Here is an 18,177-nt window from a genome sequence, read left to right as displayed (position 1 = left end):
TAGTATAATTTTTTGAAAGCATATAATTTTAAAGAAAGTATACCTCCATGGCTGCTATTGTTACTGTTACTTTAAATCCTGCGGTAGATGTGTCAACCAGTGTTGCTGCGCTCATTCCGGAAAAGAAACTGCATTGCCGGCTACCGGTATATGAGCCGGGCGGAGGTGGCATAAACGTGGCCAGGGCTATTCAAAAAATGGGCGGTGAAGCTACGGCCGTTTTTTTAAGTGGCGGAGCCAATGGCCAGTTGCTGCAACAGTTGCTACAGCAGGAGGATGTGCAGGTAGTGCCATATGTAATCAGCAACAATACCAGGCAAAACCTGATAGTAGTGGATAGTCATACACAGTTACAATACCGGTTTGGAATGCCGGGGCCCGAAGTAAGCGCTATGGAATGGGAGGGATGTATGCAACAGCTTTCTCAAATCAATTCCATAGATTACCTGGTAGCAAGCGGCAGTTTATCACCTGGCATACCTCCGGTAGTGTTTGCCAGGCTGGCGGCTATTGCCAGGGCTAAAAATGCAAGATATGTGGTGGATACTTCGGGCGAAGGACTGCTGCTGGCTGCTAAGGCAGGGGCTTATTTAGTAAAGCCCAATTTGGGCGAGTTAGCATCACTGGTAGGTAAGCAAGCATTGAATGCCGGGGAAATTGCGGCCACTGCCAGGCAGGTTATTCATCAATACCCGTGCGAAGTGCTGGTGGTTTCTATGGGGGCAGCAGGTGCCTTGCTCGTTACGGAAAAAGACTCTGTTCATATGGTGCCACCGCCGGTGCGTGTAAAAAGCACGGTAGGTGCCGGCGACTCCATGTTAGGCGGCATTTTGTTGGGGTTAACACAGGCCAAAACTCTGGCTGAAGCGGTGAGGTGGGGAGTGGCGTGCGGAACGGCTGCTACCATGAATGAAGGAACAGCTTTGTGTAAACGGGAAGATGCAGAAAAGATCTATGAGATGATACATAGCTGAAACTGTTACTAATAACGTTGTTTTTGATACACATCCGGGTAAAACCTTACGTGGGCCGCTGAGTCTACCCAGGAGGTATTATATAAAACCAGTAGGGGGATTTTGGAAGTGGCGGGAATGGTAACCGGTTGTTGATGCAGCAGGTTGCCTTTTTGAAGAATGGTATCCATGGCAATGGCATTGCCTTCCAATACCATGTGTGCCAGTGGTATTATTTTTTCTACCCGCATACATCCATGACTGTAATAGCGGTTGTAGGTATTGAATAAAATTTTCCAGGGGGTATCGTGCAGGTATACGCCATAAGGCGTATAAAAGTTTAGTTTAATAATGCCCAGCGCATTGTCGCAACCGGTTGACTGCCGTATGGTGTATGGGAAGTTTTTGCCTTTTAAAGCCTTCCAGTTAATAGAGGTTGGGGGTACAATGTTGCCGTGATCGTTTAAGATAGAAAAGTTGTTGGCTGCTACCATGCGTGGGTTCAATGCAAACATGGGAATCAATTCGCGGGTGGCAATAGAGTGGGGTACTGTCCAGTAAGGGTACATCACTACTTCGCTGATGCTGGTGATGAACAATGGGGTGGGAGTTGATTTTTTACCCACTACAATGCGCGACTCCAGTACAACTGTGTCGCATTCGTATACCAGCAAGTTAGCCGAAGGAATATTTACCACTACCACCCATTTGTTTTGCTGCCGCAGGCAATTCATCCAGCGAAAGGTGTTCAGTGCCTTTGCCAGTTGTTGTATTCTCACCTCCACAGGTACATTTAATTCTTTCATAAGATTAGGGCGCAATATACCATCTGCCTGTAAAGAGAATAATTGTTGTACCTCTTTTAGCTTCTGTTTCAGGCTATCATCAGGTAATGAATCAATAGGAGAAGTTAAATAACCGTATTGCCATAATTTGTACAGAAGGGGTTTGTTGGCGCAGGTTACAGCCGGCGAGCTAACGGGCCGCTGGCTATGAAAAGAGCTGTCTTGCTGTATCCGTAATAATTGCCCCAACCTGCTTTTGGTTGCTATATATCCGGGCGATGTATTTTCGTATAACTGCAATAAGCTGCCAAAATTACCTTCCTGTAAGGCAGCGGCCAGCAGTGTTGCCACAGAAATGCATCCCGGTGTATAATCCAGGCCATTGTAGCCGGTTTCTGGTGTGGCGTTTCCATATAATAATTCATCCAGAAAATGGATGCAGGCATCTGTTAGCTGTAGTTCGGCCATGATGGAATCAGTAACTGTGAACAGTTGTGTAGTGCTATGCCGGAATGATTGCAGGGTAGTATATTGATACAGGCTATCATTCAGGCCCAGCGCTGCTGATTGGGAAAGGTAAGCTAACAGTTGCGTCCTGGCGCTGTCATCGTTTATCCAGGCCGGGCGGTATTGATAACAATCATAAAATATTTTCACCTGGCGCAGATAGGGAAGCGCAATATGGCCAGGCAATACAGGCTGCAAAAGATATTCCCTAATAGTGGCAGGTGTAAGCTGTGCCTGGGTAAAGAAAGCCTGGGCCAATAAACTTGCTGCCAATAACCCTGTTTTTATATACTTTATCATAATAACCGGTTTATACCAGGCCCGACAATGATTTTATTTTATCATATTCGATGGAGGATGCTTTATTTAACAACAGGTATTCAATAATATGTGTAAAATTGATCACCCCCGAAAAACGGCTGTTTTCCATTACCGGGTAAATACGTTCTCCATTACCAGCCAGTTTATCCAATACAGACGATACCTCTTTTTCTCCATCCAGGCAACTCAGGTTCTCTTTCATAAAAGAGCCTACCGGTAAATCGTATTTTTTTTCTGCCATGGCCGTAATAATATCCATTCTGTTAATAGTGCCTTTGGGTGCACCATTGTCCAGTACAATAAAATACCGGGTATGGTTGTTCATAAGAATATTGGCGGCGTCTTTTATGGGGGAGTTACATTGCAGGCTGTTGTAATCGTGCATCAGCACTTCCTTCAGTTTAATACCTTTTACCAGTGCTTTCAATTTTAAATAGTGCTCTTCCATGCCGGCAGCATACATTATAAAAATGCCCAGTGCTAATAAGGGAATATTGAAAAAAGCTACGCCTGCTATCAGGCAACCAATCGCTATTATTTTACTGATAACAGCCACTGTGCCGGTAGCGTGTATATAATTAAGTTTAAAACCCAGCAACGCACGTAACATGCGGCCACCATCTAAAGGGAAGGCTGGTATAAGGTTAAAAACAACCAGCCATATATTGGCTACATACAAATTTACCAGGAAGTATTCTTTTTCTGCTATACTCAACTGTTCATCTGTTTGCCAGAAACCATATTTGTCTTTTACAAAAACAAGCAATATGGCTGCTATCAGCAGGTTTACCAGGGGCCCGGCAGCACTAATAGCCAGCTCTTGCCGGGAATTATCGGGCAGCTTTTCCAGGCTAGCAATGCCGCCCATGGGTAACAGCAAAATGCTTTTGGAATGAATGCCAAAGCGGGCCGCTACCAGGGCATGACCCAGCTCGTGCAGGAGGATACATACAAATACTGCCAGCAGAAAGGCGAACGCCCAGGAAAGCTCTGACAGGCTGGCCCCATACTGGGTATATACCATTACTATCCAAACGGGTAGTAGCAAAAAAGTCCAGTGTATATATACACTCACCTTTTTTATTGTCGCTATTTTAGTGGCTCCGCGCATAAAAATTGTATTAATTGGTTTATAATACTTTTGCTAAAAACTGGTAACAGGTATGTTTGGTCTCTGTAAATATTTTAGTGGTCATTAGTATTTCTTCGCGTAGTTTATGACTGTTTACCTGGATATCGCTCAATGGTTCTTTTTCTTTGGTTACATATTCTTTCATCCGTACTTTCTGGCGTTGGATGTCGTGTTTTAGTTGCGCAAATTTTTCTTTCTGCACTACCAGCAGGTTTTGAAAATGCTCTACCTGTGCCAGTATCGGTTGTTTTGTGTTTTTTTCCACTACTTCCTGCAACCGCTTTTCCAACGAGGATATTTCATCGTTATAAAAAGAAAGCATATCAATGGATTCTTCCATTTCGGTGTGGTAATTTTCTATGTTGAGAATTAGCATAACTGTTTATTTATGTGCTATGAATAAAGGAACACTGGAGTTTTCCATTAGCGTGTCTGCCGTGCTGGCTTTAAACCATCTCGACATTTTACTGCGTTGGTAAGCACCAAGCACCAGTAAAGTATTTTCGTGCTGTTTTAATAAATAAGCTAAAATCTGGTCATCTGCATTTCCGCTTGTAATCATATATTTTGCTTCCGGAAAATGCCTTTTCATAAATTCTTTCATCAGCTTGTTATCAGGCAAATGCAAGTTGTGTTTATGGTTCTTTACCGTTAAAACTTCTACAGGTAATCTTTTCAGCGAGCTGAATAAGGAACTGAAACTTTGTATGGCAAATACTGATGCCGGGCTGCCATCGTATAACAGTACTATTTTTTCAATAGGATTATAGGTAAGTGGGGTTACCAGCACAGGGCATTGCACATTGCTCAATAACTCGTGCATGAAAAAGGTAGGTGTTTTTTCATCATAAGCCGAAAAGCTTTCTGTTTTATTCACTATCAGCAAATCGGCATATATACTTTCATGCAGTAGCTCATGAATGGCTACATATTTATTATGATGAATGGAATATTCAATTTTTGCCTGCTGACAGGCATGTTCAAAATTACTTGCCGCTTCTTCGCGTTTTTCTTTGTCGCCGGCTTCCAGCATATCCCATTTTTCGGTGCGTATGCCACCATTGCCGGTTATTTCCGACAATTTATAGCTGTGATAGGTAACATCATCTAAAAACACGCCTACCAGGTGTGCGTTACATTCTTTGCACAGCTGAATGGCATAGCGGGCGGTGCTGGTGGAGTAATCAAAGCCATCAAAAGCGGCAATTATCTTTTTCATGGTATGAATTTTAATGGTGAGCAATAAATACAGGGAGATCAATGGTACGTATTACCAATTCGGCCGTGCTGTGCTTAAAGAAACCCGATAACATGTTACGGCCAAATGCCCCCATTACTACAAAAGTGTTCTGCTTGCCCAATAGCTGCTGTAGCAGGGAAGTACTGGCATTGCCGTGCAATAGTTCAAACCCAATGCACGAATAGTGCATTTTTAGCCATTCGCCTACTTTATTTCTTTGAGTTATTTCGCTGTCTTTGTGTGCGTTTACTTCCAGTACCCGTATCTTTTTATCTGCCAGTTCGGGAAAAAGGTAAGTGAACTGCTTCATGGCAAAAACACAGGACATAGAACCGTCGTAAGCAAACAATATTTCTTCAATGGCGGTGAAGTGAAAGGGGGCTATAATCACCGGGCATTCTGCTTTTGCCAGTACCTCTTTGATAAAACTGCTGGGAGTGCCGTCGTACTGGCTGTTAAAAGACATTTCGGCATCTACAATCAATACATCTGCAAACCGGCTTTCTGTAATAATATCGGCCAGGCAGTGGTTATAACATAATGAGTAAGGAATGCCGCGTGTATCACAGGCTTCTTTAAACAGCTTCACATTTTCATTGTAAAGTTTATTTCGTTCTTTTACTTCTGGTAAGTTGCCAGCTACAATGCTGTCGACATAAGGCATACCCAATACCGATTTTCTTACCGGAACTATTTCTTCTGCTTCCGGGCTTTCTAAAAAAACACCCGTTATTTTGGAATGGGTAAGCCTTGCTACATAAGCTGCAAAATCTAACAGGTTTCTGTTCAATTTTGTAGCATCCATCGTTACCAGAATCTTTTCCATAACAATATGTTTGATACCAAAGCTAGTAGTTGTATTTCCTTATTACGATGATACCTGCTATAGGTGACAATGACATTCGTCAACTTATATAAATTATTGTTATATTAACGGTGTGCCATAAATACAGGTAGTAAATGCTCTTTCAGTACATCGGCAACAAAGCTTTTCTTAAACATCCTGGCAAAATACGATTTGCTAAATGCCCCGCTTACCAGGATAGAAGCGGGCTGCTCACTTATCCAGGTAGAAAAATATTTACTTTCCTGTATGGGTAATACCATAGAAGTTAATGCAGTGAAATGCCTGGCAGTGAGCTCTTTAATATAAAATTCGTCGGGTATTTCCTGCATGGTCTCCTGTGTGTATACCAACAGGGTTTTATGTGAGTGCCACTCCGGAAACAGGTAGGTGAATTGCTTAATAGCGTAGGCTGCCGATTCGCTTCCATCATAGGCCAGTATATTGCCGGTAGGGTAGGTAAATTGCTCGGGAACCATTATTACGGGGCATTCCGCGGTGTGCAGCAATTCTTTTACATACTCGTAATGTTCATTCCCCATATTGGAATAGAGGGTTTCGCAGCTTATAATAGCCAGATCGGAAAAACGGGTTTCCTTTATCAGGCCGGGTAAGGCAAAGTCGGAAAAGTTTTTGTGTATGCTATAAGCAATCTGGTGTTTATTACACAGGCATTCAAAATGAGCTATGTTCTTTTCCAGGTCTTCCGAGTGTTCTTCTTCCAGCAGTCTGTCGTATAAAGTACCGCCCAGTGGGCCTGCATAACTCCATAAGCCAGCATAATCTGTCTGAGGTAAAAAAATACCGGTAAGTAAAATCGTGCGCTCCACATTCATCCTGCGTGCAAATTCAAAAGCACCTTCCGAAAAATGGCTGCCGTTAAAGGCTATGACAACTTTTCTCATGACAAAATTTTTTTATGCACTGAATGTACCCCGTTTTGCTGCCGGAAGAAATGACAAAAGAGCGTGGGAGGAATGAGAATTATCATTGTTAGATGCCGGTAGGTGATGACAACTGTCATCGGTAGCGGTGATGCTTCTCATCGTCGTTGTATGACGCCAGGTGTAGTTTTGGAGCATGCGATTGTTTAACACCATAAAACCTATAATATGATACAACCGTTCTTTTCCGAAGCCGCTGAAGTGATAGAAGCCACGCATTATATGCCTGCTATATCTATTATTCTGCCTTTTGAACCTAAAATGGCGGGTAAACATGAATTAAAACACCGGTTACACCTGGCGGTATTGACAGTACATAAGCAATTGGCTAAAAACTATTCGAAGGATAAGGTGTTGGCAGTTAATGCCAAACTGGAAGAAGCCATCAACACAATAGATTATTCTTCCTATAAAAAAAGCATTGCTATTTATGTGTCGCCTGTATTTCAAAAAATATACTACCTGGATATTGCCGTAGAGGAAAAGATCATTATTGATGAAACTTTCGAAATAAGGGATCTGGTATTTTCTAAAAAAGATTTGCATAAATACCTCGTATTAGTATTGAATGAAGATCATTACCGGTTTATTATTGGTAATACTACCCAGTTCATACATATTATTAATAGCGTTAAAGAAACCGAAGCGGTTCATCGCGACCTGCCTTCCCAAACTGGTAATTTTTCGGACACTGCCAGCCAGGATGAAATAGATAGGAACAAGTTTCTGTTACTGGCCGATCTCTGTTTGGGAAGAGTATTGTTATCGCACGATTTGCCTTTATTTATACTAGGTCCTGAGCAGGTGATCGGGCATTTTAAACAAATAAGCCATCATCATAAACGTGTGATACAATATGTATCCGGCTCTTTTGAAAAGGCAGGTGAGCAGGAGATTGGTAAAGTGCTGGCCCCTTATGTGGCTAACTGGAAAAGAGTATGCCAGCAAAATGTTCTTCATAAACTGGCTATGGCCGTAAATGAAAATAAGATAACAGCAGGCATACATAATGTATGGCGGGATGCCCAACATAAAAATGGCAGTCTGCTGGTGGTAGAGAAAAATTTTATGTATCCTGCTATGAAAGATATAGCGGCTGATGATGTAATTGAGCCTTTGGAAGAAGAGGTAGCTACACCATTTTACATAAAAGATGCAGTAGATGATGTAATAGAACAGGTTTTAATAAATGGAGGAGATGTAGAGTTTGTAGATGAAGGTCTGTTAACAGCTTATCAGAAAATTGCATTGATCCGCTTTTTCTAATTCCATTAATTGTTTATAGATATGTTACCAACAACAATGAAGGCCGCTGTGGTAAGGGAGTTTGGTAAACCACTGCAAATAGAAGAAATGCCAGTGAGGGCACCGGGCAAACATGAAATACTGGTAAAAGTGGTAGCCAGTGGCGTATGTCATACCGATTTGCATGCGGCAGATGGTGATTGGCCGGTGAAACCCAAGTTGCCGCTGATTCCCGGACACGAGGCTATTGGCTATGTGGTAGCCCTGGGGCCAGACGTAACGGGCGTTAAGGAGGGCGATATAGTAGGCGTGCCCTGGTTGTATAGTGCCTGTGGTTGCTGTGAATTTTGTATTACAGGCTGGGAAACACTTTGCCACGATCAGCGAAATGGGGGCTACAGTGTAGATGGTGGGTATGCGGAATATGTAGTGGCCGATGCGCGTTATGTAGGCCATTTTCCGGCAGGAACAGATTGCAAAGCCATGGCGCCCATTATTTGTGCAGGAGTAACGGTATATAAAGGTTTAAAAGAAACTGATACCCGGCCCGGCCAATGGGTAGGTATTTCGGGCATAGGAGGGCTGGGGCATCTGGCCATTCAATATGCCAAAGCAATGGGCTTGCAGGTGGCGGCTATAGATGTAGATGATGAAAAACTGGCATTTGCCAGCAGCCTGGGAGCCGAACTTACAGTAAATGCAAAGAAGCAGGACCCCGGAGCGTTTTTGCAAAAAGAAACAGGCGGAATGCATGGCATGCTGGTAACGGCTGTTTCGCCCATAGCATTTAGTCAGGGCATTTCGGCATTAAGGCGTAAAGGAACCATAGCGTTGAACGGCCTGCCGCCAGGCAGTTTTGATTTGCCCATTTTTGAAACTGTGTTAAACCGTTATACAGTAAGAGGTTCTATTGTAGGCACACGCATGGATTTGCAGGAAGCTATTGATTTTGCGGTAGCCGGAAAGGTTAAAGCCACCATACATACCGCTAAGCTGGACGATATTAATACAGTACTGGGTAATATGAAGGCAGGTAAAATTGAAGGCAGGGTAGTACTGGATATAGCATGAACTGTAATTTACACCATACCAAACCCCTGGCTGCTGCCATCATTGAAGGCTGGCTTTCTACTTTGGAAAAGGTCAGGAATGAAAACGTGTTGCTAAAAGGCCTTTTGGCAAAAGCGTTACAAAATGAAGTGCATGCTGCTTTTATAGAAATAGCTGAGCATTATCAACAACTGTGTATTAACCAGGATCAGTTAATTGCATTACTGAGACATGATATTGCCTCGCTTTGGGAACAAATGAAAGCCGTAGAAGGGGATGATGATTTTTATAAATGGTTAACCAGTTTCAGGACACTGGAAAAAGACATGGGAAAACTAAAACGGGAATTTGACAAGATGGCCAGGGAGTTTAATAATTCCCTGGCAGCTTATCTTTAATGCTTCTGTTTAATCTATTAATGTTTCCAGTTTATGCAGGTTGGAAATAAATATGCGATTGTCCTGGATTTGAATAAGCTTTTCCTCTTTAAAATCTCCCAAGGTTCTTATCATTGATTCTTTGGCAATGCCTGCTAAAGAGGCGAGGTTATCCCGGGAGATATCAATGGTGAAATCGGTATCGCCGGGAGTATGGTATTTTTTATATAAGGTAACTAAAGTAAAAGCTACTTTCTTTCGAACGGAATGAAAAGCCAAACCCAGCAAGTGGCTTTCATTTTCATGGATGTTGACTGCCAGTATATGAATAAACTTTTTCATCACCAATGGGTTGCTGTTCACCAATTCTTCAAATTCTGCGCGGGGAATAACAGCCAGCTCTGTTTCCTCCAATGCTTCTGCGCTTTCTTTGTAGGTAATGCCTTCCAGCAAAGGCATATATCCTAAAAACTCTCCCTCATTATAGAGTTTAAGGATCAGTTCTTTACCCTCCTCATTTCTTTTAAAGCATTTCACTTTTCCTTTTTGAATATAGAAGAGGCGGGATGGATGATTTCCTTCGGTATATATTAACTGTTTTTTCTTGTAATAATTAATGCTGCGGTTTTCTTTGAGTTCGCTTAAATAATCTTTGTTTGCTGCCACTTCAATTAACTCATTTACGCCGTTGAGGTTATTGGAAAAGTCAGCTTTAAGCATTGCTGTTTTTTTCAGCCTGCTTTCTACAGCACTCAATAATTCTGTGCCTTCAAAGGGTTTAGTGATGTAGTCATCAGCGCCCATTTCCATACCTTTTCTGATGTCTGTTCTTTCTGTTCGGGCAGTTAAGAAAATGAAAGGAATCGATTGCAGCTCCGGATCACGTTGCAACAGGTGTAATACGCCATATCCATCTAAAACAGGCATCATAATATCACAGATAATCAGGTCGGGATTTTTTTGTTTAGCCTGTTCAATACCTATTTTTCCGTTTTCCGCTGTAATTACCTGGTAACCTGCCAGTTCCAGTATCTCGGCCATATTTTCACGGATATCGTTATTGTCTTCAATAAGTAAGATGGTTTGCATTTAACATGGTTGAATGGCGAAATGTATTTCGAATGTAGTGCCTTCGTTTAATTTGCTTTTGCAGAATATGGTTCCGTTCATCAGTTCGGTATACTTGCTGATAATATGAAGCCCAAGGCCCGTTCCCTGTATGTTGGATACATTGCTTCCCCTGAAGAAACGCTCAAACAGGTGCTGCTGGTCTTCTTCCGATATGCCCAGGCCTTCATCTCTGCATGTTAAACAAAATCCTGTCTGGTTTTGTTTGCTGGCTAGCTGAATAATGGTTTTTTCCGGTGAAAACTTAATGGCATTGGATAGCAGGTTCAGTACTATATGTTTTAACATGGTAGCATCCATTGTCAGCTCTGTGCATCCTTCGTGTGTATACACTATTTTCTGGCCTTTCTTCATCAGGCCATTCAATTCACTAACAATGTTTTGGATGTGTTCTTTCACCTGGAAAGAGGCGGGCCGTACTATAATTTTACCTTCTTCAATTTTGCCCACCGATAAAAAGTCATTTAAAATATCTGTTAGCAGATTCACCGATGAAATGATGCGTTGTACATGTTTTTGCCGCTTTGCATGATCGCTCGACTCTGTATACTTTGAAATTAGGTACGCGGAAGAAAGCACAGTACTTAATGGTGTACGAAACTCATGGGACGCAATAGAAACAAAGCGGGATTTTAATTCGCTTAATTCTATTTCTTTATGGAGGGCCAGTCTTAAATCCGTTTCTGCTTTTTTACGTTCGGTAATGTCTATGGCGATGCCCAGGTAGCCTTCAATACAGCCCTCTTTATTGCGCATGGCAGTGATATTGAGTGAAACAGGAAAGGTGGAATGATCCTTTCTTACATAGGTGAACTCAAATTCTTTAGGTTGGTTGGTTTGGGCAATTTGCTGGTATACCGCAAAATCGGGAGCTATGGATAAGCCTGCCTCGGCAGAAAGGGTTCTGGCAGTTTGTTTTAACTGCTGCTCCTGGTGAAAAATAACCGGGGAAGTATGCTGAATAATTTCATTGGCCTTATAGCCCAGGTGAAGTTCGGCAGAGGGGTTAAACAGGGTGATAGTGCCGGCAGGGTCTGTGGCAAAAATAATAGCGCCCGCATGTTCCCATACGTTGTGCAAAAAAATGTTTACCCGTCTTAGCTCCACATCTTTTGCTTCGGTTTGTGTAATCAGTTCTGCCAGTTGCTTTACCGTACTGGTTAAAGAAGAGGTGCGCTCCGCAATTTTTTCTTCCAGTTCTTCATTCAAATGCTTCAATTCCTCCTCCGCTTTTTTGCGTAAGGAGATATCGCTGACATAAGCTATTACAAATTTTCCTTTCTGCGTTTCAAAGTTACCCAGGCTTACCTCTACCGGAAATTCATCGCCGTTCTTTTTAACGGCGAACAGATCCATTCCCAACCCCATTGGACGGCTTTTAGGATGGGTGTGATAGTTGGCTACGTGCGAAGAATGCCTGTGATGAAAGCGCGAGGGAATCAATTTTGCCAGGGGAGCCCCCAGTAATTCTGATGCTGTATATTGAAACTGGGAAAGTAAAAAAGGATTGGCCAGCACAATAATGCCTTGTTCATTCGTTACAAGAATGCCCATAGATGCGTTACTAAACAATATATCAAACGTAACCTCAGTGCCCTTGTCCATTAATTTAAGGTTTTCGTTACTGCTGAATGTTAATCGTTAGTCTTTTGAATCTATCCTTTTCTGAAGTAGGCGGTCGTTAGCCGAAGTTGTAACTAAAGTTATTGGTAATGGATTGATTTCGAGCTTAAAAACACCTTAATGTGATGTTGCTCTCTCCATTCCTATATCCCGGTGGGGGAAATTGTATCTGTTTTTTCATCAGCTATTGCCACACATCTTTCTACCATAACCACCGCAATTAAATGACGTAACAGTTTGTTACTCAAATAGCCGCTATTATTTTGCTGTCGGAAATCAGGATGCAGCGCATCATGTGGACACATCCCTTCACTTAGGGGATGGCTGTAATGTATAGAAAAAATAGCTTCTTTTTGAGTAATGAAAGATTTATAAGTAGGAGTAGTAAGGTCTTTTGTAGTTTTTATATTTCATAATTCCCCCCAATATGAAACCAATTTTACTGGTAATAGCAACGGTTATTGCTATTACCGCTCATGCACAAAAGAAATGCCTGTTAACCGGGTATATTACTTCCGGCAAAGGTGAAGTGCTGCCGGGCGCTTCTGTTAAGGAAATGGGCCAGCAGGTGGTTTCTGTTTCTGATGCATCCGGATTTTATAGTTTGCCGCTGTTAGAAGGCAGGCATAAAATAGCCGTTGAAGGTAGTGGATACGGACAGCAGATACTGGAGCTGGCCATTGATAAAAATACCAGGCTGGATATCGGGTTAAAAGAAACTGCCAATACTTTACAGGAGGTTACCATTCGGTCTTCGGCTCAGCAACTGCTTACCCAACCACAAGCCGGACTGGAAAGGTTTTCTTTAAACGAAACCAGGAATATGCCTGTTTTAATGGGGGAGCGGGATCTCTTAAAAACCATTCAGTTGCTGCCGGGGGTAAAATCGGCAGGAGATGGGAATAGTGGTTTTTATGTAAGAGGGGGCAGTGCCGATCAGAATCTTATTTTACTGGACGACGCTCCGGTGTACAATGCTTCGCATTTCCTGGGTTTCTTTTCCACGTTCAATACCGATGCGATTAAAGAACTGTCTTTATACAAGGCGGCGATGCCGGCACAATATGGCGGTCGTTTGTCTTCTGTACTGGATATCAGTACCAACGATGGCAGTAACCAGGAATACAAGGTGAGTGGTGGTGTGGGGCTGGTGGCAACGAGGTTAAGTGTAGAAGGTCCTTTGCAAAAGGATAAATCTTCTTTTTTGTTATCAGGACGCCGTACGAATATTGATATGTATCTGAAGTTGTTGAGCGATTCTTCTTTGAATAGGAATAAGCTGAACTTTTATGATCTGAATCTGAAACTGGCTTATGTGCTGGGAAAGAAAGATAAAATAAGCATCTCCGGATATATGGGCCATGATGTATTACTGGTTGCCGGCTTGTTTGGCCTGGACTGGGGTAATAAAACGACGGCAGCGCGCTGGACGCATACGTTTAACAACCGGTTGCTGGCGCATACATCAGTAGCCTACAGCAGCTTTAACTTTACTGCTGCGGTGGAACAGAATAATTATAATATGTCAATGTATTCCCAGATCAAAGATCTAAGCGGAAAAACAGAGTGGATCTATTCACCCGGCACGCGCAGCAAAATATACATGGGGGTAAGTGGCATTTATCATAACATGAACCCGGGCAAAATCAGTGCTTCCGATAAAAGCAGCGTTAACAGTCAGCAACAGCAACGCAGGCGTTCCTTTGAAAATGCGTTATATGTAAACCACGACTGGAAGGCATCTGATAAGCTGCAATTGTCGTATGGGTTGCGACTTACGGCTTTTAGTATCATGGGCGGCGGCGGTTTTTACGAGTTGGATAAGCAGGGAAATGTTACCGATACTTTGTTTTACAAAAACAGGCAGGTGGTAAAAACATACCTGAACCCTGAACCGCGTGTATCTGCCAGTTACCTGCTTTCTTCCTCTGCATCGGTAAAGGCTTCTTATACACGCAACGTGCAGAATCTGCACCTGGTAGCCAATGCCACTTCAGCGGCGCCTACCGACAGGTGGGTGTCGAGCACCAATATTATTAAGCCGGAACTGGCTGACCAGGTGAGCCTGGGCTACTATAAAAATATAGCCGGGTATCAATACCTGTTTAGTGTAGAAACCTATTATAAGCAGATGCAGAACCAGATTGATTACAAAGACGGAGCAGATGTTTTTGATGACCAGGTACTGGAGTCGAAGTTGCTGTACGGTAAGGGCAGGGCATACGGACTTGAGATGCTGATAAAAAAGAGAAAGGGCAAATTGACCGGGTGGATTGGGTATACCTTATCTAAAACAGAACGCAAAATTGATGGTATTAATAATAACCGCTGGTACAATGCAAAACAGGACAGAACCCATGAAGTTTCCGTGACGGCTTCTTATCAGTTGAACAGCCGCTGGGTGCTTTCCGGCAATTGGGTATTTTATACAGGTAATGCAGTTACTTATCCCGCAGGCAAATATTATATAGGCAATCGTACTGTATATTACTATACGAACCGGAATGCACATCGCATGGCCAATTACCACCGGCTTGACCTGAATGCTTCCGTCAGCTTGTTTAAGAAGAAAAAGTTTTCTTCTGATCTTTCTTTTGGGGTGTACAATGCTTATGGGCGTGAAAATGCTTATGCCGTTTTCTTCAGGCAGGCCGCCGCAACACCCGGTAAAATTGAGGCGGTGCAGGTATCATTATTTCGTTTTGTACCGTCTGTTTCTTATGACTTTAAATTTTAGATAACTATGCACGTTCGATGGGTGACAGCACTGATGGCTATAGTAATACTGGCCATAGCTGGTTGCAAAAAGGTAATTAGTGTTTCTTTGGCAGGTGCCGATAGCAAATATGTGATAGAAGGGAAGCTGGATAATACCAGTGGATGCAGTGTGTTGCTGTCTACTACAGAAGATATTAACACGGTAAGTGGTTTTCAGGGTGTGGATAGTGCAGTGGTGACGCTTACGGTGGCGGGTGATTCTTTAATTTACCTGAAGCGAATTAAAAAAGGATCTTATTACACCTCCTATACAGGAGAGCCCGGTAAAACCTATTCTTTACAGGTGGTGATTAATGGAAATGTATTTACCGCTTCCAGCACCATGCCGCAACAGGTAAACATGAACTCACTGTATGTGAGTAATCGGAATATAGCCGGCAAAAAAAAGTATGTGCCCGTAGTTACCTATTCCGATCCTGCTGCCATAGCCAATTATTATAATTTTGTACAGGTGGTGAACCGTAAATCAGCTGGATTGGTCTTTATACAGGAAGATCATTTAACCAATGGCAACGATGTAAGTTTACCTTTGTTACTTACCGGTACCACCATTACCGATAGTTATTTAACGGAAATAGACAAAGGAGATTCGCTGCAGGTTGAAATGCAATGTATTGATGCCAATGTGTATAGATACTGGTATAGCTTAAAAACCGGCGCCAGCGGGGAGGGTTTAATGGCTACGCCGGCCAACCCGGTAAGTAATATCACAGGCGGCGCATTGGGCTATTTCAGTGCACATACATCTCAGGTGAAAAAGATGAAGGTGGAGGATTGATGGGCCTTTTCATGTTTGGGTGAGTGTGTGCTGAAAGCAGGTAATAGCACATAAGAGGATTGCTAATGGCAATGCCCATTGGGTTGCTTTCTTTTTCATTTGTGTGAATTGAGGTTAGTGTGAAATAAATGGTGTGGCCAGCGACAAGGGGTTTGATGGTGAGTGTTGATATGGTTGAACTCATGGCCAATTTATTACTAATATTCCAGGTAATCTGAAAAAAATGCAACAATGACAGCGGGTTATGGCATAGCTTCTTTTTTATTGTAATTTGCCGTCCTATGGTGCATCCCTTACGGAAACATATTGAATCGATCAGCAAGCTCACTGATGAAGAGTTTGAGCATGTACTCACGCATTTCACCCCCGTAAAATACAAGAAACACACCCAACTGGTAAGAGAAGGCGACCTGGTAAAACAGGAATATTTCGTATTAAAAGGCTGCCTGCGTTCCTATATCACGGATAGCACCGGCAAAGATTTCACTTATAGCTTTGCTGCTGAAACCTGGTGGGTAACAGAAAGGGAAGCCTTTACCAAACACCAACCCGCCACTACCACCGTAGAATGCCTGGAAGATTGCGAACTGTTAGCGCTTACCCATGAAAACAGGATGAAGCTGGGCAGGGATCTGTGGAAATACGAGCATTATGTAGCCGAGAAAACCAATCTTGGATATATTGCCCTGCAAAAGCGCTTACAGCTGATGATCACCGGCAGTGCCAAAGAACGTTTTGAACAATTTGTAGCACAATACCCGCACTTATATAACCGCGTACCTAAAACTATGATCGCTTCTTACCTGGGCGTTTCGCGGGAAACCTTAAGTCGTTTGTACCGGAAATAACGCCACAAATGTCACAATTTTAATGTGAGGTTTGTGCTTTCTCACAGGAGAAGGACGGCTGAATTTTGTGTCATTAAATCAAAGATATATGACTTTACAAAATTCAATTTCCCTGAAAGGGCTGTTAACGATAGGCGCAATGATAGGTATATTTTTATCAGCCAATGCACAAAGCACCAGCACTGCGTCCCCCTCACAAACAAGTACTTATCAAATGCCACTGGGCAATTTTGAGGTAATTGCTATATCAGACGGCACTATTGCACTAAACCTGCATACCTTATTGCACGATGCCACGCCCGGCGAACTGGACAGCCTGATGCAACAGCATTTTCCGGATAGCATTGCACAAACAGCCATTACTGCCTTCCTGGTAAAAGGCAACGGTCAACAGATTTTAATGGATGCCGGATGCGGCAGCTTCTTTGGAGCCTCATTGGGGAAAGTAACTACGAATTTGCTGGCAGCAGGCACTCGTCCGGAAGATATCAATGCCGTACTGCTTACCCATTTACATGCAGACCATGTAGGGGGACTGGTAAATAATGGTAACAGGGTATTTACCAACGCCATGCTATACATTTCCCAGCCGGAAGCGGATTTCTGGCTGAACGCAGCCAACAAGGCCACCGCTAACAAACGCGCACAACCCTTTTTCGATGGAGCGCAGGCTGCTATAGCACCGTATCAAAAGGCCGGTAAAGTAAAAACCTTTCAACCTGGCGCACAGTTATTCCCTGGTATCAGCTCTGCTCCCTCTTTCGGGCATACACCGGGAGAAAGCTTTTATATACTGGAAAGCAAGGGACAAAAGCTGATGTTTTGGGGTGATGTAATACATGCAGGCGCTATACAATTTGCTAACCCCTCTATTACTATTGATTTTGATGTAGACCTGGCTGCTGCGGAAGCTACACGTAAGAAAGCATTTACCGATGCGGTTAAAAAAGGCTACTGGATTGCAGCGCCACACCTGGCTTTTCCGGGCATTGGTCATGTGAAAGCGGTGGGCAAACGTTATGAGTGGGTGCCGGTGAATGGTGGGGGAGTTGTTACGAAAGTATCCCGTTAAGGAATAGGTTGTCTATCAGAAATTGATTCTGTAAGTGGATGTGGTAAAAGTAGATTGTGCAGGGATAGGAACTACTGCGGATGCTTATATAGGGTGCTTTTGCAGTTTAGGCTTTATTTCTATAGCTATAGGTGCCACATCCACTAACTCCAACGATTTTACCATAGGCAGTGTACTGCTTTTGTACTTTAAAAAATGCGGAGTTTTCAAATGCGCCTGGTAGGCTTCTTCACTGGCATATATTTCAAAAACAGTAACGAGCTCGGGGTGTGCTTTGTCATAAACCGCCTGCAAGGCCAGTACGCCTTTTTCTACCTGCACCGCTATTTTAGCATGTTCAGCCAGTGCCGCTTTATAGGCAGTAAGATAAGCGGGGTGTATTTCCAGCTTTGCAATGCGTATTTTCCTTTGATCCTGTTGCGCCAATGCACTTTGGGTGCCTGTAGTAAGGATGCCGATGATCAGTAGTACTGAGAGGAGCGTGTGATGGATGGCTGGCATATGAGGTATTTTATGTATTAGGATCAAAGGTCGTACCGTGTAGGTTAAGAT

17 protein-coding genes are annotated in these 18,177 nt (G+C 43.0%); 8 read left to right on the top strand and 9 right to left on the bottom strand.

The window, feature by feature from the left end; translation table 11 throughout:
- The first annotated feature begins 47 nt into the window (after nucleotides 1-47).
- Complete coding sequence (locus FLA_RS13955) at nucleotides 48-974, top strand: 1-phosphofructokinase family hexose kinase (protein ID WP_076378290.1); 927 nt, start codon at nucleotides 48-50, stop codon at nucleotides 972-974.
- An 8-nt stretch (nucleotides 975-982) separates the two neighbouring features.
- Here FLA_RS13955 and FLA_RS13950 read toward each other — a convergent pair whose 3' ends face one another.
- The 6 genes from FLA_RS13950 to FLA_RS13925 all read right to left on the bottom strand — a co-directional run bounded on the left by FLA_RS13950 (nucleotide 983) and on the right by FLA_RS13925 (nucleotide 6,687).
- On the bottom strand, nucleotides 983-2,545 hold the full coding sequence (locus FLA_RS13950; protein ID WP_076378292.1) for a L,D-transpeptidase family protein: 1,563 nt from the start codon (nucleotides 2,543-2,545) through the stop codon (nucleotides 983-985).
- Nucleotides 2,546-2,555: 10 nt separating this feature from the next.
- Entirely contained in the window at nucleotides 2,556-3,677 is a 1,122-nt protein-coding gene (locus FLA_RS13945) for a site-2 protease family protein (RefSeq protein ID WP_084206167.1), read from the bottom strand.
- Between the two features lie 19 nt (nucleotides 3,678-3,696).
- A complete protein-coding gene (locus tag FLA_RS13940; protein ID WP_096511022.1) occupies nucleotides 3,697-4,074 on the bottom strand; it encodes a hypothetical protein in 378 nt (125 codons plus the stop codon).
- Nucleotides 4,075-4,080: 6 nt separating this feature from the next.
- Nucleotides 4,081-4,917, bottom strand: a complete 837-nt coding sequence (locus tag FLA_RS13935; protein ID WP_076378298.1) for a universal stress protein — start codon at nucleotides 4,915-4,917, stop codon at nucleotides 4,081-4,083.
- Nucleotides 4,918-4,927: 10 nt separating this feature from the next.
- A complete protein-coding gene (locus FLA_RS13930; protein ID WP_076378300.1) occupies nucleotides 4,928-5,764 on the bottom strand; it encodes a universal stress protein in 837 nt (278 codons plus the stop codon).
- A 104-nt stretch (nucleotides 5,765-5,868) separates the two neighbouring features.
- Complete coding sequence (locus FLA_RS13925; protein ID WP_076378302.1) at nucleotides 5,869-6,687, bottom strand: hypothetical protein; 819 nt, start codon at nucleotides 6,685-6,687, stop codon at nucleotides 5,869-5,871.
- A 207-nt stretch (nucleotides 6,688-6,894) separates the two neighbouring features.
- On the opposite strand from FLA_RS13925, the gene FLA_RS13920 reads away from it, so the two are divergent.
- Genes FLA_RS13920 through FLA_RS13910 form a run of 3 tightly spaced genes read left to right on the top strand, consistent with a single transcriptional unit; the run spans nucleotide 6,895 to nucleotide 9,419 of the window.
- Entirely contained in the window at nucleotides 6,895-7,992 is a 1,098-nt protein-coding gene (locus tag FLA_RS13920; protein ID WP_076378304.1) for a baeRF3 domain-containing protein, read from the top strand.
- Between the two features lie 21 nt (nucleotides 7,993-8,013).
- Nucleotides 8,014-9,042, top strand: a complete 1,029-nt coding sequence (gene adhP, locus FLA_RS13915) for an alcohol dehydrogenase AdhP (RefSeq protein WP_076378306.1) — start codon at nucleotides 8,014-8,016, stop codon at nucleotides 9,040-9,042.
- On the top strand, nucleotides 9,039-9,419 hold the full coding sequence (locus FLA_RS13910) for a hypothetical protein (RefSeq protein WP_076378308.1): 381 nt from the start codon (nucleotides 9,039-9,041) through the stop codon (nucleotides 9,417-9,419). The genes adhP and FLA_RS13910 overlap by 4 nt, the downstream gene beginning before the upstream one ends.
- A gap of 9 nt (nucleotides 9,420-9,428) precedes the next feature.
- Here FLA_RS13910 and FLA_RS13905 read toward each other — a convergent pair whose 3' ends face one another.
- Entirely contained in the window at nucleotides 9,429-10,487 is a 1,059-nt protein-coding gene (locus tag FLA_RS13905) for a response regulator (RefSeq protein WP_076378310.1), read from the bottom strand.
- Nucleotides 10,488-12,131 carry a sensor histidine kinase gene (locus tag FLA_RS13900; protein ID WP_076378312.1) on the bottom strand — a complete coding sequence of 548 codons (1,644 nt, stop codon included), beginning with the start codon at nucleotides 12,129-12,131 and terminating at the stop codon, nucleotides 10,488-10,490. It lies immediately after the preceding gene.
- A gap of 445 nt (nucleotides 12,132-12,576) precedes the next feature.
- Here FLA_RS13900 and FLA_RS13895 point away from each other — a divergent pair, with 445 nt between their 5' ends.
- From FLA_RS13895 to FLA_RS13880, 4 genes are all read left to right on the top strand, one after another.
- Entirely contained in the window at nucleotides 12,577-14,886 is a 2,310-nt protein-coding gene (locus FLA_RS13895; protein WP_076378314.1) for a TonB-dependent receptor, read from the top strand.
- A gap of 6 nt (nucleotides 14,887-14,892) precedes the next feature.
- A complete protein-coding gene (locus FLA_RS13890; protein WP_076378316.1) occupies nucleotides 14,893-15,705 on the top strand; it encodes a DUF4249 domain-containing protein in 813 nt (270 codons plus the stop codon).
- A 281-nt stretch (nucleotides 15,706-15,986) separates the two neighbouring features.
- Nucleotides 15,987-16,553 (top strand): Crp/Fnr family transcriptional regulator, encoded by a 567-nt coding sequence (locus tag FLA_RS13885; protein WP_076378318.1) that lies wholly within the window; start codon nucleotides 15,987-15,989, stop codon nucleotides 16,551-16,553.
- Nucleotides 16,554-16,641: 88 nt separating this feature from the next.
- A complete protein-coding gene (locus tag FLA_RS13880; protein WP_076378320.1) occupies nucleotides 16,642-17,625 on the top strand; it encodes an MBL fold metallo-hydrolase in 984 nt (327 codons plus the stop codon).
- Nucleotides 17,626-17,709: 84 nt separating this feature from the next.
- On the opposite strand, the gene FLA_RS13875 is transcribed toward FLA_RS13880, so the two are convergent.
- Complete coding sequence (locus FLA_RS13875; RefSeq protein WP_076378322.1) at nucleotides 17,710-18,126, bottom strand: putative quinol monooxygenase; 417 nt, start codon at nucleotides 18,124-18,126, stop codon at nucleotides 17,710-17,712.
- Between the last annotated feature and the right edge of the window lie 51 nt (nucleotides 18,127-18,177).

Origin of the sequence: Filimonas lacunae (assembly GCF_002355595.1) — a bacterium.
In the GTDB taxonomy this organism is placed as follows: domain Bacteria; phylum Bacteroidota; class Bacteroidia; order Chitinophagales; family Chitinophagaceae; genus Filimonas; species Filimonas lacunae.
The sequence above is the reverse complement of the archived record's forward strand: the minus strand, read 5'-3'. Positions and strand labels throughout refer to the sequence as shown.